Genomic DNA, 17150 nt, shown 5'->3' with positions numbered 1-17150 from the left:
GCCTCATGATTGGTATCTAAAAATCTCTTCGAGCACCCGCTCTTATGCGGGCGGTTCTTTAATGATGTAATGCGCTATAAGCGGTAAATCGTTAAAGCTTTATATTATGCATTTCCACGTATCATAGCTGTAACCCCGGTTCGGGTCAACTCGCGAATACCGTAAGGCTTCAACAACTCGATCATCGCATCGATTTTTTCAGTATCGCCAATGACCTGAACAATCAAGCTTGTCGTTCCAACATCAATTACAGCTGCTCTGAACGTTTCTACCACGCCCATAATTTCTGGTCGCTGAGGCGGTTCAGCCTTTACCTTAATCATTGCCAATTCCCGAGCAACCATCGGCTTGGAACTGAGATCGATGACCTTGATCACATCAACCAGCTTGTAAAGCTGCTTTTCAATCTGCTCCAGGTTGTTCTCATCTCCTACAGTCACAATGACCATACGGGATAATCCAACTTCCTCCGATTGACCCACAGTTATGCTTTCAATGTTGAAGCCACGGCGACCAAACAGTCCAGATACACGTTGCAAAACGCCGGGATGATCATTTACCAGTACAGCAATGGTATTTTTTGTCGTCATTTTACTCGTCCCCCATCAGCATTTGATCAATTGTCGAACCTTGCGTCACCATCGGATATACATTCTCTTCCTTGCTGACTACAAACTCGACAACGACCGGTCCGGGTGTATCAAGCGCCTCCTGCCAAGCCCGACGTGCTTCTTCCTTATTCGTAGCACGCAGTCCTTTGACACCGTATGCTTCGGCCAGTTTCACAAAATCCGGGCTTCCAGCCAGGTCAATGTGACTGTACCGATTGTTATAGATCAATTCCTGCCATTGGCGAACCATTCCAAGTACCTGGTTGTTGATGATTACGATTTTGACCGGAATGTTATTGATTGCACAGATGGCTAATTCCTGCGAACACATCTGCATGCCGCCGTCTCCGTTAATCGATATTACCAATCTGTCAGGATTGGCCATCTGAGCGCCGATGGCAGAAGGGAAACCAAATCCCATCGTACCCAGTCCGCCAGAGGTAACCCATGAGCGTGGCTGATTAAATTTATAATACTGTGCTGCCCACATTTGATGCTGTCCTACGTCCGTCGTAACGATTGCTCCACCCTTGGTCGTTTTATCCAACAATTCGATAACCCATTGTGGCTTAAGCACCGTTTCAGAATCCTTATAAGAATAAGGCTTCTCTGCCTTCCATTGCTGAATTTGCGCTCTCCATGCATCAGCCAGGTCTGCGCGTTTCACATCCTGATTCAGCAATTCCAATACTGCTTTCACATCGCCTACGATTGGAATATCCGCGGCCACATTTTTTCCAATTTCCGCAGGGTCGATATCAATGTGTACGATCTTTGCCTGAGGAGCAAATCCATCCAACTTGCCTGTCACCCGATCATCAAAGCGGGCACCAATACAGATCAGCAAATCCGACTGTTGAATCGCCTGATTGGAAGTGTATGTTCCGTGCATTCCCGGCATCCCTGTCCAGAGCTCATGTCCACTTGGGAATCCTCCCAAACCAAGCAATGTTGTTGCAATCGGAATTTCCGTTTTACGAACAAATTCGTAAAGTGCTTCATGTCCACCGGAGTATACAACTCCTCCACCTGCCAGAATGAATGGACGTTCCGCTTCGGCGATAGCTTGAGTCAGCTTGTCTAGTTGAATTTTGTTGGGCAACACATTCGGGTTGTAACCCCGCATGGTCACAGGTTCCGTCTGTGGAACAAACAACGTCTGGGCTGCGGAGACATCCTTCGGAATATCAATCAGTACTGGTCCTTTTCTACCTGTATTGGCAATATGAAATGCCTCATGGATGATTCGCGGCAGATCCTCTACATCTCTCACCAGATAGCTGTGTTTCGTAATCGGCATTGTAATTCCCGTGATATCAGCTTCCTGGAAAGCATCTGTACCGATCAGGGAAGATACAACATTACCCGTGATGACCACCAACGGCACCGAATCCATATAAGCTGTCGCTATGCCAGTTACCAGGTTTGTCGCTCCAGGTCCGGAAGTCGCGATACAGACACCAACTTTACCGCTTGCCCGTGCATAACCATCTGCCGCATGAATAGCTCCCTGCTCATGACGAGTGAGGACATGCTTGAAATCCTTGAAGCCGTACATGGCATCATAGATATAAAGCACTGCACCACCTGGATATCCAAAGACACACTCTACTCCCTCCAGCAAAAGGCTACGGAGTAAAATTTCCGAACCTGTAATCATCTCAGGCTTCATCCACTTTTGACGTAATTCATCGGTTGACCTAAATTCAGGAATTTGTGCACTCATTGGTCATCCTCCTTTACAAAATTTACATACAGCTGACATTTGTAAAAACAAAAAAACCTTTCATCCCTAGAACAGACTTGCTGTTACTGAGGGACGAAAGGCTGTAGCTTCCGTGGTACCACCCGTGTTTGCCCGATATTTCGCAATATCGAACCTTGGCAGGTACAGAAATCACAAAGGATCTCCATATCTGGCGTCTGTAACGTAGACCGTACGATTTTCCCTAATAGGCGATTCGGCGCACCGTTAATATCATGGGGCCCGAATACTTTTCAGGAAAACAGCTCCAAGGTGAGCTCGTTAAAAAGGGATTTTGGTGAAGCTTGCAGCTAATGCCTCACTCTCTGAACAAAAGAGCCCTAATCACTTCGTCCTCTTCATTGCCGTTGTGTTCATGTCATTCTTTCAAATGTTTAGACACATTATATGTCCCCCATCTGGGATAGTCAATACCCAGATTTCATAAAAATTTATGTTTCTCTGCTTAAGCCCCTCTGAGCCGCACGCTTGTAAGAGGTACCCGCATATTATAAAAAAGACCGCACAGTGAGACTTTGTACTCCTCCAAAGCCATGACATATCTTGTTAAAAGGGTAAAAAAGGAGGCCCGTTTATGATTCGCAAACGATGCGCCCAAGATGACAACATGATCTTTCGTCTAATCGAGCAAGAGCTTGTCCCTCTATCGCATTTAAGTGCCCAAGAAATGGATCAAATACGTAAAGAATTACCCCGGCGCTTAAACCGGGGCATCACTTTTGTAGCTTGCAGACCGGATAATGCACAGGTTGTTGGCTTCATTCATGTTATGCTGCATGGAGAACTATTATACATTGATTTGATCGCAATTTCTTCGGCTCATCAAGGTAAAAGATACGGAAAAAAGTTGCTGGAGTATGCCGAGCAATACGGCCGACTGCGACGTTGCAAGCGGGCTAAAGTGATGGTGGACGAAGACAATGTGCGAGGGATCCATTTTTATCTACGCCATCAATACCACATGCTACGATATGTGGCTCTAAGCCGATGTCACGAACTCGAAAAGTCACTGTGAAAAGTATGGTTTTCAGGGTCGTGATTTTGTAAAACTAAAAAAAGTTAGGGTAAAAAGGATAGCCTACCCCTGGGTAGCCCCCGTCTGTGTACGGTCCATACTGTGGACCATATCCTGGCCCTCCATAGCCTGGTCCTCCATAACCTGGACCGTAGCCACCGTAGGCACCCACGTATGGAGCTGTGCCAATGGCAAGCAAATCAAAAAGCACCAGAGGAATAATCGCCTTCGTGTTTACTTTTTTCTTACGGTTTGGTTGGAGAATCAGTCGGTTACCTGAAATGCGAATCAGCTTGCCACTGACCCGGGAGCCATCCTTACGTGTAGCGAAGATGACTTTGCCGACAAGCTTCTCCACCTGCTTTCTGGTTACTGCCTGTTTCATCGTATTTCCTCCTTCTTTCTCAACGGATGGACAGATTGAACGGCTCCTTGATAGCTTACCACCACCACAAAATAGACTGGAGCTGACAGGGGCCGAGCGTCCGTCCAATCTGCATAGCACAGTCTATTCCATTCAAGCCATAAGCGTATGTTTAAATGCCTGCACAATGTAAAAAAATCTGGTACCTGCACATGCAGATACCAGATTTTCATATACACCAATATGTGTATTTAAAAACATTCAGTTGTCTATGAGTCATTAACGCTTGCTTGGATCATACAGTTGACCCAAAGCGGCCGGAGCGCGTGAACGTCCAACTGCCGCTACCAGCACAATAATTGTCAGGAGATACGGCAACATAAAAATAATTTCCTGGGGAATACTTTGCGACCATGCAAACAACTGCACATAGTTGCGAATTGCTTGTGAAAAACCGAAAAACACTGCCGCTCCAAAAGCACCGAGCGGATTCCATTTACCGAAAATCATAGCCGCAATAGCAATATAGCCCTGCCCTGAAACGGTATTATGTGAGAACATATTGGTTGTAGTCAAAGTGATCGTAGCTCCACCAATCCCAGCCAACGCACCACTAATCATAACACCGATATAACGAAGGCGATTGACCTTGATCCCCACGGTATCGGCTGCACCCGGATGCTCCCCTACTGAACGCAAACGCAAGCCAAACGGAGTTTTATACAAAGTAAAGTAGCCGATAATAACTAATAGAATAGCTAGATATGTCGTTGGATAGGCTTGGAAGAATGCTTTTCCTGCAATCGGAATATCCACAAGATAAGGAATGGATATCTCGTTAAAACCTTGAATTCGACCGGTGTCCCCATCACCCTCAAATAACAGCTTAACCATGTAAAGTGTACTACCTGCTGCCAAGAAGTTAATGACAATCCCGCTGATTACCTGATCAGCCTTGAATGTAATAGAGGCTACAGCATGAATTAGCGAAACCAGAATACCGAACACCGCAGCTGACAGCACACCTACCCAAGCCGCAGAGGTGCCACCTAATCCTGCTTGCTCAGCATAAAATCCGCCCACACCTGCCGCAAACGCGCCAAACACCATAAGACCTTCCAGTCCAAGATTCGTTACACCGGATTTTTCCGAAAAAACTCCGCCAAGAGACGCAAAAATAATCGCCGTCGCAAAAACGAGCGTTGTATGGATTAATTCACCAAGTGTTAACCAACTCATTTTACAACACCTTCTCTTTCTTCCGCTTGGAGTAGAGCGGCTTCACAACCCAACGCACAATACCTTGGGCCGCAATGAAGAAAATAATCGAGCCAATAACTACCCGGATAATTTCTGGCGGTACATCCGCGCTAAAGCTCATTCCCGCAGAACCATACGTGAGCGTTCCGAACAAAACAGAACCGAGCAACACACCGAACGGATTATTCATCCCGATCAAAGACACAGCGATACCGTCAAAGCCGGTTCCTGGTGATCCTGCCATGACAGATTGATAATGGAAAACCCCCAGCACCTCAAAGGCACCAGCCAATCCGGCAAAAACACCACTAATAAACATCGCTTTTATGATATTACGATTTACATTCATACCTGCATAGCGGGATGCATCCTGATTAAATCCGACAGCGCGAAGCTCATAGCCCTGCTTTGTTTTCCACATGAAAATATAGAAAAACACTGCCGCCAGCACAGCAATAACTGTGCCCCAATGAACCCGAGCATTCCCCATCATCTGGGACAGCCAATCAATGGAAATAGAAGCGGAAGGTTGGATATCCACAGAGCGATTTTCGCCTTCCATAAGTGCGAACTGATTAATTACCAAATTAGCCAAATACAGACCGATCCAGTTCATCATAATACATGTAATAACTTCGTTCACGCCTCGCTTGGCCTTCAAATAGCCAGCAATCGCAGCCCACAAGCCTCCGAAAACAGCTCCTGCGATCACAGCCAGCGGTGCATGAAGGATAGCAGGCAGCCCATGAAGTTTGATACCTACAATCGAAGCAGCTGTCATACCGACCAAAAACTGACCTTCGCCACCGATGTTAAACAACCCGGCACGAGCCGCAAAAGCAAATGCCAAGCCTGTTAAAATCAACGGTGTCATCTCACGGATCGCTTCGCCAAAATTGTAGGAATCTCCGTACACACGGCTAAACAAAGCGGAATAAGCCACAATAGGATCATACCCGCCAATCAACATCACGATAGCACCCAGAATGAGGCCTAGAATAATAGAGACCAGAGCCAGAACAAAGGAGTCTTTTGTGAATATTTTCAATAGGTTAGCCATTCTCTACTCCTTTCTTCACTGCACTTCCTGCCATCATTAGCCCCAGTTCCTGGTCATTCGTTTCTTCAGGCAGTACTTCCCCGACAATCTTACCCTCATAAATAACAGCAATTCGATCGGATACATTCATAATCTCGTCCAGCTCAAAAGAAATGAGCAGTACCGCTTTACCTTGATCCCGCTGAGCAATCAATTGTTTCTGGACAAATTCAATAGCTCCGACATCCAGCCCGCGTGTAGGCTGCGCCGCAATGAGAAGGTCTGGGTTTTTATCAATTTCACGCGCTATGATTGCCTTTTGCTGATTTCCACCAGATAGCGATCTTGCCTTGGTATGAATATCTGGTGTTCTAACATCAAACTTCTCAATAAGACTTTTTGCCTGTTTTTCTATAGCGTCCTTGTTCAAGAAGCCGTTTTTACTGTAAGGCGCCTGATAATACGTCTCCAGCACCATATTTTCACTCATGGAAAAATCGAGCACCAACCCATGCTTATGGCGATCCTCCGGTATATGTGAAACGCCTGCCTCTGAAATTTTGCGCGGTGGCTGATTTGCCAGTTCTGTTCCGAGCAAACGGATACTTCCACTATCCACCTTGCGCAAGCCTGTCAAAGCTTCTATTAGCTCACTCTGTCCATTGCCGTCTACTCCGGCAATCCCCAAAATCTCGCCGGCCTTGACCTGCAGGTTCAATTCATTCAGAACATGAATGCCATCCTTGTTTTTAGAAATTACTTTGTTCATTTCCAGTACAGTTTGTCCTGGTTGAGCAAGCTTCTTATCCACTTTAAAGGACACACGACGGCCCACCATTTTCTCCGCCAACTCATTTGGTGTTGTTTCAGATGTTTTGACCGTGTCAATAACTTTACCTCGGCGAATAATCGTAACCGTATCTGCAATTTGCATAATTTCTTTGAGTTTATGAGTGATAAGAATGATTGATTTGCCTTCAGCTACTAAGCGCTTCATAATGTCCAGCAACTCAGAGATTTCCTGTGGTGTCAGCACCGCTGTTGGCTCATCAAAAATTAGAATATCTGCACCGCGATAAAGCGTTTTGATAATTTCCACACGCTGTTGCATACCAACAGATATATCCTCAATTTTGGCATTCGGATTTACCTGAAGTCCGTATTGTTCAGACAACCGCTGTACTTCTGCGGCAGCCTTTTTATAATTGATTTTCAGACCCTTACGTGGCTCCGACCCAAGGACAATATTTTCGGTTACGGTAAACGGCTGTACGAGCTTAAAATGCTGATGCACCATGCCGATCCCCAGATCAATTGCATTATTTGGACTATCAATCTGTACGGGGTTCCCTCCCATTTCAATGGTCCCTTCATCCGGCTGATACAGTCCGAAAAGAATATTCATAAGCGTAGATTTGCCCGCGCCATTCTCACCCAAAAGGGCGTGAATTTCTCCTTTATGCAGCTTGATGCTGATGGAGTCGTTGGCAACGATGCCGGGGAATCGTTTTGTAATTTGCTTTAACTCAACGACGGGGGTCGCTGCATCCATGAGATCACCCTTATACACTTTATAGTATGTGCTCCAATGAGCTGATTTTGACCGTTATAATCTTATAACTCCAGACGTAAGAACAAGGCTAGTCTTATGAACCAGCCTTGTTGCCACCTTTATGTTCTTCACCTAACTTATTTCGAAGGAACTGTAATTTCGCCTTTAATGATTTTTTGCTTGTATTGTTCTACAAGATCAAGCACGTCTTTAGGAACGTTTTTCGTAGATGTATCTGCCAAACCAATTCCGTTATCCTTCAGAGCCAGTGTTTCGACACCGCCCTTAAACTTACCGTCAATTACTTCTTGGGATACGCGTTTTACTGCTTCATCTACGCGTTTTACCATCGACGTTAATGTTACTTCATCACCAAACTCAAGGGATTGGTCTTTATCTACGCCGATAACCCATACTTGCTGACCTTGCTGCTTACGTGCAAGTGCTTCGTTAAATACGCCTGTTCCTGATCCGCCAGCTGCATGGAAAATAATATCTGCACCATCGTTGTAGATCGTTGCTGCTGCAGCTTTACCTAAATCCGGCTTATCAAACGCACCCGTATAGTTCACAATCAGTTGTGCTTTTGGATTTACAGCCTTAATCCCTGCTTCAAACCCTTTTTCAAAACGTTTGATTAACGGGCTGTCTTGTCCACCCACAAAACCAATTTTGTTTGTTTTAGTAAGCTTACCAGCTACAACCCCTACCAGGAAGGAACCTTCATTTTCAGCAAATACAACCGATTTGACATTAGGCGCATCCACAACACTGTCAATGATCGCCAAATTTTTGTTCGGATTGTCTTTTGCTACTTGTCCAATCGCATTCGCCAGATTAAAACCGATACCCCAAGTCAGGTTAAAATCACCTTTAACGAATTGGTTCAGGTTAGGAATATAATCTTGGTCGGATTTACTTTGCAGGTATTTAACTTTAACGCCTGATTCTTTCTCAATAGCTTGAAGTGCCTCCCAAGCAGATTGGTTAAACGATTTGTCGTTTACTCCACCCACATCTGTAACCATGCCAAGTTGGACATTTGATGTTTTGGCAGAACCGCCTGCTTCTCCACCATTTGCGTTGGAAGCACCTTGATTTTTGTTACCGCAGCCTGCGAGAATGACCGAGATCGCCAGCAGCATAACCAAAGACATACTAAACAATTTCTTCATGCTGATACTGTTCCCCCTTAGTGTTAGATCCCTGGACTGTCTCTTTTCTTTAGAAAATGTATTTCATTTTCATGTCATTTACTGACGAGACAGATCGTACAGAAGACTTACTTTAGAGATTATACAATTATGATCGGCTAAAATCTAGACAATTAATAACCTTGGGTCAATTTTTTTTAGAATTCTAAAAATGTAAGCGTTACAAAGTTGAAAAAACCATACATTCTATCATCATACGTCATATTTATTCGTATTTTGAAGAAAATGAAGTCTTTTTTAATGTTAAGTATGTACAAAAAAAGGCGTCCCTACACAGCGTACTGCTCGGGACACCTTTGTTACCACTTTCGCGGTTTTCACGCCTTAATTAAGCGTTGATTTTGCCTTTAGCAACAGTTGCCAAAGAGTTGAATGCATTAATATCATTGACTGCAAGATCAGCCAAGATTTTACGGTTAATGTCTACACCAGCCAATTTCAGACCGTGCATCAATTTGCTGTAAGACAAACCATTCAAACGAGCTGCTGCGTTGATACGCACGATCCACAGTCTGCGGAAGTTACGTTTCGTCTGACGACGGTCACGGTATGCGTAAACAAGCGATTTCATTACCTGCTCGTTAGCTGTTTTAAAAATGCGGTGTTTGGAACCAAAATAACCTTTAGCAAGCTTCAATACTTTTTTATGACGACGACGAACGACGAATCCGCCCTTTACTCTTGCCATATCAAAAGACCTCCCAAATAATGTTTATACTTTATTTATTGCCGTGCTTATGCTATTTCAGGTTAGCAAGACCTTGTTTCAAACGTCTAACGTCCCCAGGTGCCATCTCAGGGTTAGTACCCAGAACGCGTTTTGCACGTTTGGATTTGTGGGAAAGCAAGTGGTTTCTGTAAGCTTTGTAACGCGTCACTTTACCAGTACCGGTAATTTTGAAGCGGCCTTTAAGGCTGCTATGTGTTTTCATTTTTGGCATTGAACTTCCTCCTTAATTTGTCATTGACTCTTTGGAGCCAATATCATAATCATGCTGCGTCCTTCGAGCTTGGGTTGGCGCTCCACGGTACAAAGATCAGCAACTTCCGTTTTCACACGTTCGAGAATTTTTTGACCCACATTAGCATGGGTAATTTCGCGACCACGGAAACGAACAGAGCATTTCACCTTGTCCCCTTCATTCAGGAACTTCACCACATTGCGAAACTTGGTTTGGTAGTCATGTTCCTCGATGTTGGAACGGAACCATACCTCTTTGATGTCAACGATCTTCTGGTTTTTACGGGCTTCCTTTTCTTTCTTTTGTTGCTCATAGCGGAATTTTCCGTAATCCATAATCCGACACACGGGCGGCTTCGCTTGAGGCGCCACGTTCACGAGATCCAAGTTTGCGTCAATCGCCATTTGCAAAGCTTCACGAGTCGGTTTAATCCCGATTTGTTCCCCGTTTGCACCAACTAGACGTACTTCTCTCACTCGAATCTCATCATTGATCATATGTTCCTTACTAATAACCCTCCACCTCCAGAACCTGTTATTGTTGTATTGTGTTTAAGCACAAAAAAGGGATGACGACTATGCAGCCGACATCCCTGTCTGATACTCAATTCATCATGAAAGTTCAATTCACAAATCATTGGATCATGACCAGCCGGCAATACCGGACAGGTGAGAAGTCGGTCCTTCTACTTGTTAATCCATACTTTTCAATTAACATACTCGAATATCATATCATGTTACTACTGAGTCGTCAACACTTTTATAAAAACAGTTGAAGCCCAGCCTCTGTAGGACACAAAGTTTTACTTTATCGTCCATTAACCTTGCTTGCTCTGAACCTCTTCCAGACGAACGACACGCGTATGCTGGGTGTGACTCCATTGCTTGTTGTTCTGTGTAAAGAACGCATAGAACGTAATCGGATACCACGAAATCAGATAGACCGGGAACAGCAGCAAGTACAAATATACTTTTTTGAACGTGACCTTTTCCAAGATCATCGCGATCAAAAAGGTAACAATATTCAGCCCCACAGCCACAAAACCGGTCCAAGCAGGGAATTGTACGTAGATATTTTCAATATTAGGTCCACCAAATAATGCAATATCTACCCACATCGCTACTGTCATCAAGAAGGTAAACAGTACGATATACACGTTTAGACCATAAAGAGCCATATCGAATTTAATCAGGCTTCTATGCTTGATACTCTGCCACAGCAACGGGAAGAAATAACGACGAGCAACCGTAAAGTGACCTTGCATCCAGCGCAGACGCTGTCTGGACGAAGCTTTGAACGTCAACGGCTTCTCATCATAAACCTTGGCATCGTAATTAAATCTTGGATATACGTTGCGTTGTGTACAACGCATAGTGAATTCCAAATCCTCTACCAGACTTGTTGCACCCCAGCCCATTTCCTTGAGCAGATTTGTTTCAAAGCACATGCCTGTACCACCGAGGAAATTAGCCATATTCAGGTTGTGACGTGACAACTGCCACAAACGGTTGATGTACCAATAAGATACCCCGTATGCGGCTGTGATCCAAGAGTCCTCAGGATTCTTAGTATCAATGTATCCCTGGATAACACGGGCGCCTGAGCACAAGTCATTGTTCATTTCGCTCAAGAAATTGGTATGCGCCAAATTGTCAGCATCAAACATGACAATGGCATCATATTGACGCGGCATAGCCCATAGCTCCTTGAGCATCCACTCAATAGCATAGCCTTTACCACGCAAATTCGGATTCGTACGTTCACATGCATTCATGCCGTGAGCACGAACGATGTCCGCTGTCTTATCTGTGCAGTTATCACAGATTACGAATACGTCGTACAGCTCCTTTGGATAGTCAAGCTGCTTGAGATTTTCCATCAATGCTCCGACAACTTGTTCTTCATTGTGGGCAGCGACTAAAATGGCAAATGATTTTTCTGGAGCCGCCTGCTCTTTCCTTTTCTTGCGAACCAATCCGAACAAGGAGAATGCAAACTGATAGACTGCGATCAACGCCAGTATAATCTGGAGCGTCACAAAAATAGCGTCTAACATGATCTCTTGTTACCCCCTTTTTATACCCCTTTAAAAATCTTGCGTTTGTCTGTTTTCTATCTGTGTAGCGCAAGTTGCGGCGCTTTGTGCGCCTTTTCTGTAGTTTTGACCCGACCCTTGCTTTCTTCTTTCGGCTCTGCGCAGCCCCCTTTTGGCTGACACAGGAATGCCATTACGATTTTCGTTGGTTTTCAATCTTTTGTCAAAGCCCCTAAACGGGTCTCAGCAGCAAAAAAACACGACAAATTCCCGTTTGAACCGAGAATGCGGCGCTGGACCTTTCATTCATGACGCTTAGGTCTTATTTTCATCCATTTGCTAACTTTTTATTTCTTTGGTCCCTCCTTTTTGTGGGCCAATTAGCAACCACTTCTAATCACTCTATCTTATTAGACGGATGAACGCAAAGAAAGTTATACAATACTGCTTATATTCCATTAACATTTTTGTGTAGAATTGAACCAGATAAGTGGTGATTCTTGAAATGAACAGCGTTTAAAAATATGATGAGAGCAAGAGAATAATTACTTAGATCTGATTCTGTCAAATGGATTCAAAATATTTGCCGACAGACCTGAACCGGCAACCGGAGGAAACCAAATGCAACGTCTAGTCGTAAAACTTGTAAATCTGGAGCAGCGATTGTTCAAATGGATCAACGGGCGCTTACACAACCGTTTTTTGAACTTTTGGCTGTACTATCTCACACATTTAGGCGGCGCTACCTTTACTATAGCCTCTACGCTTCTTATCTGGTGGCTCGCTCCGTATCCATGGAAAGATTCCGGCATGAAAGGAGCTATCGCTCTTGCGGTCAGTCACATCCCCGTGGCTATCGTTAAAAAGCTGTATCCGCGGATACGTCCGTACTTGGCGCTACCAGGTACGAATACATTTCGCAATCCCCTGTCGGATCATTCTTTTCCCTCAGGACACACGACCGCAATTTTTTCGGCTACCGTTCCTTTTATGCTGCAGTCACCCATGCTAGCACTGTTGCTGTTGCCAGTAGCGATAATTGTAGGTTTTTCTCGAATTTATCTGGGGCTTCACTATCCCACGGATGTACTTGCAGGAGCAGTCATCGGAACGTCTGCAGCAATAGGAACGGTTGCATTCTGGCCTTAAAGCCGATATGGTATGATTGAGAACATCCCAGCAGGAACAGGTGAAATGAGAGTGGCTAAAAAACGAGTGTTATTATTATCGGAAGGTTTCGGTGCCGGACATACTCAAGCTGCCTACGCGCTCTCAAGCAGCTTGCGGAAGCTTTCTCCGGATGTGCAGACAAGAGTGCTGGAGCTGGGGAGCTTTTTGAATCCGAGAATGGCCCCGCTCATTATTACAGCATACAAGAAGACTGTTGTATCGCAGCCTCGCCTAGTCGGATTGGTTTACCGTCATCAATACAAAAAATCATTAAACCGTCTTACAACGCTCGCTTTGCACCGTCTGTTCTACACACAGACCCGAAATATTCTTCGGCAGCTTCGTCCCGATTTGGTGGTATGTACTCACCCCATCCCAAGCGCGGTCATTTCACGTTTGAAGCGCTTAGGTCTACATGTCCCGCTGTGTACCGTCATAACAGACTACGATGCACATGGAACATGGATTAGTCCTGAGGTTGACCGGTACTTTGTATCTACGCCTGAAGTCATGCGTAAGCTGCGCGCGCGCGGAGTACCCGTATCAAAAATCCAGGTGACCGGCATTCCGGTGCATCCCAATTTTTGGGAACATCCAGGGCACGATGAAATCAGGGAACAATTTGGACTTAAACCCATCCCGACAGTACTTGTTATGGGCGGCGGCTGGGGCCTGATGAATGACGAATTTATACATCGTTCACTTACCGATTGGAGAGAAAAGATTCAATTTATTTTTTGTTTGGGGCATAATGATAAAATTCGTCGTAAAATGGAGCTAGATCCCCGGTTTAATCATCCAAATATTCATATTTTCGGATTCACACGGGAAATCGACAAATTAATGGAAGTATCGAATTTGCTCATTACCAAACCCGGCGGAATGACATGCACCGAGGGGTTGGCCAAAGGGATTCCGATGCTGTTTCACAAGCCTCTCCCTGGACAGGAGGAGGAAAATTGTCAGTATTTTACGGCTCAAGGCTTCGGAGAACCGATTACTTCGCTGGATGTTGTCGTTAAATGGATGAACCGGCTGCTATACGATTTTCCAGAAATCGTTCGCAAGCGACAGGAGCACATTCATAATATAGCGCGATATTATCCTCTTCAGAGCGCACAGAGTATTTTGGATATACTGGAACCAAACAGGGTGCTTTCCTAAAAGGAAGCACCCTGTCTTGTTTACTTTATTTATTTTGTCTGCTTTTACTTTCCGTATTTTTCAAGCCGTGTTTTTCCGTACTCTTCCAAAGCGTCTTTACCAATCAGCACCTCGACGCGATGAATATTCATACCTTTACCCATGAACTTTTGTTCATATTCCGTCATGACATGCTCCTCATTGATTCCATCACGATGAAGGTTTAACGAAATATTCGTCATTTGCAGACCGCTGTCAGCGAATGAATTCAGAGAAAACTCAAACAATGTCTCCGAATCTGTCTTAAAATGAATTTGTCCTCTGCTATTCAAAAGCTGACGATACTTGTCCAAAAAACGCGGATGCGTCAAACGACGGCGAGCATGCTTGGCTTTAGGCCAGGGATCGCTAAAATTCAGATAAATGCGTTCTACTTCCCCTGGTTCGAAAACATTCTCGATCTGTTCGATGTTTGCCAGTGCCAATTTGATATTGGGCGGTGTAACAACCTCTGAATCACTCCAGGCCAGGCGGGACTTTTCCGTAGCACGGCGAACCAGCTCATCATACATATCAAATCCGATATAGTTAACCTCTGGATTTCGGTAGCTCATTTGGCTTATAAATTGCCCTTTCCCCATACCAAATTCCACATGAATGGGGCGATCATTACCAAAAAGCTGCTGCCAATTCCCCTTATACTGTGATGGCTCCAAGATGACCAGATCTTTCTGTTCTTCCAGACTTTCACGTATTCCTTTTCTTCCGCGTAAACGCATGTTACTCCTCCATATGCTCTGTTATCAAGGAAAAAGGAATTCCACCCCCGCTTGAAGATACGGAAATGAAATTCCTTTTTCAATATATTTGGATTGGGGTCCAACTAGTTTAATTGTTCATAGTCTACCCCATCAGCAGGTGAAAAATCAATTGTCTTTTGGCAAGCGGCTCTGATTTTTTGACGTGCAGCCGTTCCAATCTGACGATCCTGCCCAAAACGGACACCAGTCAATGCTAACGCCTCATCAAAGGTTAACTCAACAGTAACTTTATCCATACGCGTCTTATCCTGCGTATTCATAAAAGATCACCTCACGGGTTATTTGTGATGGAACCGACGTGCACTTCCCCTAAAGCAGGCGATAGAAACAGCATAGCTGTCTCCCTGAAGAATAATCATTAGCGGCTGATAAGTTTTTATCTTCAGGATTAAAAACAGTCCTTTTATCATATGTCTGGTACCGCTTACAATATAACATATTGTGTAACCTTTTTCAATCCGGAAAGCGATAAAATCCGCACTTTTTAATGACTTTCTTGGTCAAGTGATTCCCATTTAAGATTGAATTTTGTTACAATAGGGTGATCGTAAAAAAAGGAGTCCTCCCATGAAAACAGATTTGTTGCCTGCTCCTCTCCTGTGGGGAGATAAACGGTTCCATACATGGAATTACGAAATGCGCGAGCAATTTCAAAATAAAGTGTTTAAAGTCATGCTAGATGCGGGTTTTACTTGTCCAAATCGCGATGGATCCATTGCCAAAGGGGGTTGTACCTTTTGTAGTGCACGCGGCTCAGGTGATTTTGCCGGACGTCGCCGCGATGATTTGGTCACCCAGTTCAATACGATTCGGGATCGCCAGCATTTAAAATGGCCCAATGCTAAATATATTGGCTATTTTCAAGCCTACACCAATACGTATGCCCCGGTTGAGGAACTACGAGAATATTTCGAGGTTATTTTGGAACAGCCCGGTGTTGTCGGTCTGTCCATCGCTACACGTCCCGATTGCCTGCCTGATGATGTAGTCGATTATCTAGCCGAGCTGAACGAACGCACGTACCTGTGGGTCGAAATGGGCCTGCAAACCGTTCATGAATCGACCTCTGAGCTGATTAATCGTGCTCATGATACTCAGTGCTATCTGGATGCTGTAGAAAAGCTACGTAAGCGGAATATCCGTGTGTGCGCCCATATCATTTATGGTCTACCGCAGGAGACGCATGAAATGATGCTCGATACAGGACGTGCAGTAGCTGCTATGGATGTGCAGGGCATCAAAATCCATCTCCTGCATCTCATGCGTAAAACGCCAATGGTCAAGCAGTACGAAGCCGGATTGCTACGCTTTCTGGAAAAGGACGAGTACATTAAGCTCATTGTAGATACCCTGGAGTTTTTACCCCCTGAAATGATCGTTCATCGGTTGACCGGAGATGCACCACGTGATTTACTGATGGGGCCCATGTGGTCGCTTAAAAAATGGGAAGTGCTCAACGGCATTGATAATGAACTAAAATCACGTGAAACGTGGCAGGGAAAATACTGGAGGAAGTCTTAAATGGGATTCCTGTCTGTTCTGAGCTATGCTCATCAATTAGTAGCTGCGCGGGTGCAGCCAGGCGATACTGCCGTAGACGCCACCGTCGGCACAGGAGCAGATACGTTGTTTCTGGCTAAAGCTGCTGGCAAACGAGGCCGCGTCTATGGCTTCGATATCCAGCAGGCAGCTTTGGATTACGCCCGTCGTCGGCTGGAAGAAGATACCTCCCCTTCATTAGCGGAAGTGTCACTATTGCTGCAAGGCCATGAGCACATGCGGGAGGCCGTTCCAGACCTGCTGCATGGTAAAGTGGCTGCGGCCATGTTTAACCTTGGCTACTTGCCGTCCGAAGGCGCCGATCTTACGGTCATCACACATACAGACAGCACGCTCGTCGCACTTGAAGCTGCCTTGCATTTGCTGCGCCCGCGCGGTATTTTGACTGCCGTATTATATCCAGGACACGCCGGAGGCAGGGAAGAAGCGGAAGCGGTCCTTCAATGGGCTTCTGCCCTCCCAGTCTCCAGCGGTCAAAGCATTATTTACCGTCAATTACAACGAGACGCTTCGCCTTACGTAGTCGCGGTTGAAAAGAAATAACGTCGGGTTGTTAAACTCGCATATTTGGTAATGAGCGACTTTCTTAGCCGCCTTACATATATTTTTAGCGCCATATGGGTCTATTCATCCTGGTCT

At 45.1% G+C, this 17150-nt stretch carries 18 protein-coding genes; 5 read left to right on the top strand and 13 right to left on the bottom strand.

Annotated features, from left to right (window positions below):
- Nucleotides 1-104 precede the first annotated feature (104 nt).
- Together ilvN and ilvB are read right to left on the bottom strand one after the other, a co-directional pair.
- The gene (gene ilvN, locus ACH59B_RS07760) at nucleotides 105-590 is read right to left on the bottom strand and encodes an acetolactate synthase small subunit (RefSeq protein ID WP_013370080.1); all 486 of its coding nucleotides are present in this window, start codon (nucleotides 588-590) and stop codon (nucleotides 105-107) included.
- Between the two features lies 1 nt (nucleotide 591).
- Nucleotides 592-2337 (bottom strand): biosynthetic-type acetolactate synthase large subunit, encoded by a 1746-nt coding sequence (ilvB, locus tag ACH59B_RS07755; RefSeq protein ID WP_242210692.1) that lies wholly within the window; start codon nucleotides 2335-2337, stop codon nucleotides 592-594.
- 613 nt (nucleotides 2338-2950) lie between these two features.
- On the opposite strand from ilvB, the gene ACH59B_RS07750 reads away from it, so the two are divergent.
- Nucleotides 2951-3391, top strand: coding sequence for a GNAT family N-acetyltransferase (locus tag ACH59B_RS07750; protein ID WP_013370078.1), 441 nt, complete (start codon nucleotides 2951-2953; stop codon nucleotides 3389-3391).
- A 34-nt stretch (nucleotides 3392-3425) separates the two neighbouring features.
- Here the strand turns inward: ACH59B_RS07750 and ACH59B_RS07745 are convergent, their stop codons facing one another.
- From ACH59B_RS07745 to ACH59B_RS07705, 9 genes are all read right to left on the bottom strand, one after another.
- Nucleotides 3426-3776: a hypothetical protein gene (locus tag ACH59B_RS07745; protein ID WP_013370077.1), complete on the bottom strand. Its 351-nt coding sequence runs from the start codon at nucleotides 3774-3776 to the stop codon at nucleotides 3426-3428.
- 258 nt (nucleotides 3777-4034) lie between these two features.
- Nucleotides 4035-4994: an ABC transporter permease gene (locus ACH59B_RS07740; protein WP_010349245.1), complete on the bottom strand. Its 960-nt coding sequence runs from the start codon at nucleotides 4992-4994 to the stop codon at nucleotides 4035-4037.
- Between the two features lies 1 nt (nucleotide 4995).
- Nucleotides 4996-6075: an ABC transporter permease gene (locus tag ACH59B_RS07735; protein WP_016820564.1), complete on the bottom strand. Its 1080-nt coding sequence runs from the start codon at nucleotides 6073-6075 to the stop codon at nucleotides 4996-4998.
- The gene (locus ACH59B_RS07730; RefSeq protein WP_242210690.1) at nucleotides 6068-7606 is read right to left on the bottom strand and encodes an ABC transporter ATP-binding protein; all 1539 of its coding nucleotides are present in this window, start codon (nucleotides 7604-7606) and stop codon (nucleotides 6068-6070) included. The genes ACH59B_RS07735 and ACH59B_RS07730 overlap by 8 nt, the downstream gene beginning before the upstream one ends.
- 137 nt (nucleotides 7607-7743) lie before the next feature.
- Nucleotides 7744-8781, bottom strand: a complete 1038-nt coding sequence (locus ACH59B_RS07725) for a BMP family protein (protein WP_016820568.1) — start codon at nucleotides 8779-8781, stop codon at nucleotides 7744-7746.
- A gap of 367 nt (nucleotides 8782-9148) precedes the next feature.
- Nucleotides 9149-9508 carry a 50S ribosomal protein L20 gene (rplT, locus tag ACH59B_RS07720; RefSeq protein WP_007429517.1) on the bottom strand — a complete coding sequence of 120 codons (360 nt, stop codon included), beginning with the start codon at nucleotides 9506-9508 and terminating at the stop codon, nucleotides 9149-9151.
- A 52-nt stretch (nucleotides 9509-9560) separates the two neighbouring features.
- Nucleotides 9561-9761: a 50S ribosomal protein L35 gene (gene rpmI / locus ACH59B_RS07715; protein ID WP_007429516.1), complete on the bottom strand. Its 201-nt coding sequence runs from the start codon at nucleotides 9759-9761 to the stop codon at nucleotides 9561-9563.
- 20 nt (nucleotides 9762-9781) lie between these two features.
- On the bottom strand, nucleotides 9782-10279 hold the full coding sequence (infC, locus tag ACH59B_RS07710) for a translation initiation factor IF-3 (protein WP_007429515.1): 498 nt from the start codon (nucleotides 10277-10279) through the stop codon (nucleotides 9782-9784).
- Nucleotides 10280-10599: 320 nt separating this feature from the next.
- Nucleotides 10600-11838, bottom strand: a complete 1239-nt coding sequence (locus ACH59B_RS07705; RefSeq protein ID WP_017426627.1) for a glycosyltransferase family 2 protein — start codon at nucleotides 11836-11838, stop codon at nucleotides 10600-10602.
- A gap of 600 nt (nucleotides 11839-12438) precedes the next feature.
- On the opposite strand from ACH59B_RS07705, the gene ACH59B_RS07700 reads away from it, so the two are divergent.
- Nucleotides 12439-12966, top strand: a complete 528-nt coding sequence (locus ACH59B_RS07700; protein WP_013370069.1) for a phosphatase PAP2 family protein — start codon at nucleotides 12439-12441, stop codon at nucleotides 12964-12966.
- A 45-nt stretch (nucleotides 12967-13011) separates the two neighbouring features.
- Nucleotides 13012-14151: a UDP-N-acetylglucosamine--LPS N-acetylglucosamine transferase gene (locus ACH59B_RS07695; RefSeq protein ID WP_026065399.1), complete on the top strand. Its 1140-nt coding sequence runs from the start codon at nucleotides 13012-13014 to the stop codon at nucleotides 14149-14151.
- Between the two features lie 44 nt (nucleotides 14152-14195).
- Here the strand turns inward: ACH59B_RS07695 and trmB are convergent, their stop codons facing one another.
- Together trmB and ACH59B_RS07685 are read right to left on the bottom strand one after the other, a co-directional pair.
- The gene (trmB, locus tag ACH59B_RS07690; RefSeq protein WP_404303599.1) at nucleotides 14196-14909 is read right to left on the bottom strand and encodes a tRNA (guanosine(46)-N7)-methyltransferase TrmB; all 714 of its coding nucleotides are present in this window, start codon (nucleotides 14907-14909) and stop codon (nucleotides 14196-14198) included.
- A 104-nt stretch (nucleotides 14910-15013) separates the two neighbouring features.
- Nucleotides 15014-15211: a hypothetical protein gene (locus tag ACH59B_RS07685; protein ID WP_013370066.1), complete on the bottom strand. Its 198-nt coding sequence runs from the start codon at nucleotides 15209-15211 to the stop codon at nucleotides 15014-15016.
- A gap of 307 nt (nucleotides 15212-15518) precedes the next feature.
- Between ACH59B_RS07685 and ACH59B_RS07680 the strand changes: the two genes are divergently transcribed.
- On the top strand, nucleotides 15519-16472 hold the full coding sequence (locus ACH59B_RS07680; protein ID WP_013370065.1) for a TIGR01212 family radical SAM protein: 954 nt from the start codon (nucleotides 15519-15521) through the stop codon (nucleotides 16470-16472).
- Entirely contained in the window at nucleotides 16473-17054 is a 582-nt protein-coding gene (locus ACH59B_RS07675; protein ID WP_017426626.1) for a class I SAM-dependent methyltransferase, read from the top strand. It begins immediately after the preceding gene.
- Nucleotides 17055-17150: the final 96 nt, after the last annotated feature.

It is taken from the genome of Paenibacillus sp. DP01 (assembly GCF_044784315.1).
Lineage (GTDB): Bacteria > Bacillota > Bacilli > Paenibacillales > Paenibacillaceae > Paenibacillus > Paenibacillus polymyxa.
The sequence above is the reverse complement of the archived record's forward strand: the minus strand, read 5'-3'. Positions and strand labels throughout refer to the sequence as shown.